Here is a 1,841-nt window from a genome sequence, read left to right on the forward strand (position 1 = left end):
ACATCGACGTGGACCAGCGCGCGTCGCCGCCCACGCTGCGCGCCGTGTCCTCCAGCCTCCGGCCCGCGTGCGCCGCGACGTCCAGCCACTTCGGCTCGCCGGTCTGGTCCACCAGGTTGAGCATCGGGACGATGACGCCCGCCACGCCGCCCAGCACCTCGAACAGCCCGTCCGCGTCCAGCGCCTGTGGCGTCAGCGCCGCCGCGCGCTCGCGGGCCCGGTCCAACGCGCCCGGGACGGTGCCCAGGTCGTGCAGCGTGGACCAGATCCACACCTGGGACGCGAGCCCGGAGAAGCCACCCGGCGACTTCACCGGCACGCGGTCCTCCGTGGCGCGCAGCACCGCGAGCGTGCCCTCCAGCAGCTCGGGCAGGCCTTCCACCTCGTCCGCGCGGCCGTGGTGCACCTCGCGCAGGTACTGGGCCAGCACCACCGCCACGCCGCCCTGTCCGCTGTAGTGCTCGGCGGAGAGCGGCCGCACCGCCCAGCCATGCTCGGCGAGCACCGGGCTGATCCACGTCACCGTCCCATCCGGTCCCCGCACGGCCGCGTCGCTCACACGTTGGACCAGCTTGGACAGCTGTGCCCGGCGCCGCACGTCCAGCCGCTCGTGGCGCGCGGGCGTGGCCGGCGCGGGGACTCTCGGGGGGACGGTCTTCTCGTTGAGGTACGCGCTGATCAGCGTGCTCTGGATGGTCATCTCCTCCAGCGGCTCGTCCACCGAACGCCACGCCTCCAACGCGGCGTCGAGCACGCTCCGCGTCACCGGCTGGGTGAACACCGGGATGTCCCCCACGCACAGGTCCGCGAGCTCCGAGTCGATGACGGGCGTCGAGGACGGCGCGCCGGGAGACACGTCCGCGTTCTTGCGCATCACGTCCCGCGCACGCGCATGGGCCTTGGGCGCGTCGTACAGCGAGGCCGGGTGCCAGAGCATCCGCGACAGCTCCGCGTACGTCTGCGTGGGCCGCAGGATGCGCCGGACGACGGCGCCCGTGAACGGCTCCAGCAGCGGCCGCAGCCCGCCGTACGCGTCCAGGGTCTTCATCCGGGAGGTGAGCTCGTGGAAGCCCTCCACGACCTGATCCCAGTGCCGCGCGAGCACGGGGTCCGGGCTGGGATGGTTCTTCGCCATCGGGCGCTCCATCAGCGCCATGCCCAGGCGCGCGCCGTCCGTGCCGCCGCCGACGATGAGGGGCGCCGGGATGCGCGGCTGCTGCCCCGGGAGCGAGCCCGCCGCGGAGATGTCCAGGCCGCCCAGCCCCGGGCCTCCGCTGCGCACCGGGAGCAGCCCCGTGCGCAGGACGGTGCCTCGGATGGCCTTCGCGGCCAGGTCCACCGCCAGCCCGCGCCCCGCCGGAGGCACAGGTGGGTCCGGCGTGAAGAGGCTCTCCACGTCCACCACCACGGGCACCGGCCCGTGCGCGATGAGGTTTTCAGAATGCAGGTCCGTGCCGCCCAGAAGCCGCATCACCGCGAGCCAGTGGCCCAGGTTCCGGTAGAAGCGCGCGAGCTCGGCCTCGCCTTCACAGTAGCGGTGCTCCACGAACTCGGCCCAGCCATAGCCGGCGCGCACCAGCACGGACGGCACGCGGATCCGCGTGGCACCGGCCTCCGGCGCCAGCACCCGCGCGAGCAGCCGCTCCAGCGCGAGATCCACGCGCATGCAGCGCGGCTTGTAGAGCACCCGGCCTTCGTCCAGGTCCAGCAGCGCCACCGTCAACCGCAAATGGCTCCTGCTCACCGGCGTGGTGGGGAGCTTCCTCCTCCAGCATGGCCTCCAGGGCTGGTGTCCGCCGCTGCCCCTCCTCCGGCGTCTCGGGCTGCGGACACGGGGAGAG

General features: G+C 73.5%; 2 protein-coding genes. One reads left to right on the plus strand and one right to left on the minus strand.

Going from position 1 to position 1,841, the window contains the following annotated elements; translation table 11 throughout:
• Positions 1 to 1,717, minus strand: a 1,717-nt coding sequence (locus D7X55_RS39095) for a type 2 lanthipeptide synthetase LanM family protein (protein ID WP_233610354.1), incomplete at its 3' end; no start/stop codon positions are given.
• 34 nt (positions 1,718 to 1,751) lie between these two features.
• Between D7X55_RS39095 and D7X55_RS45810 the strand changes: the two genes are divergently transcribed.
• The coding region (locus D7X55_RS45810) for a hypothetical protein (RefSeq protein ID WP_407921819.1) at positions 1,752 to 1,841 on the plus strand (90 nt) is incomplete at its 3' end.

Source organism: Corallococcus sp. AB049A (genome assembly GCF_003668885.1).
In the GTDB taxonomy this organism is placed as follows: Bacteria; Myxococcota; Myxococcia; order Myxococcales; family Myxococcaceae; genus Corallococcus; species Corallococcus interemptor.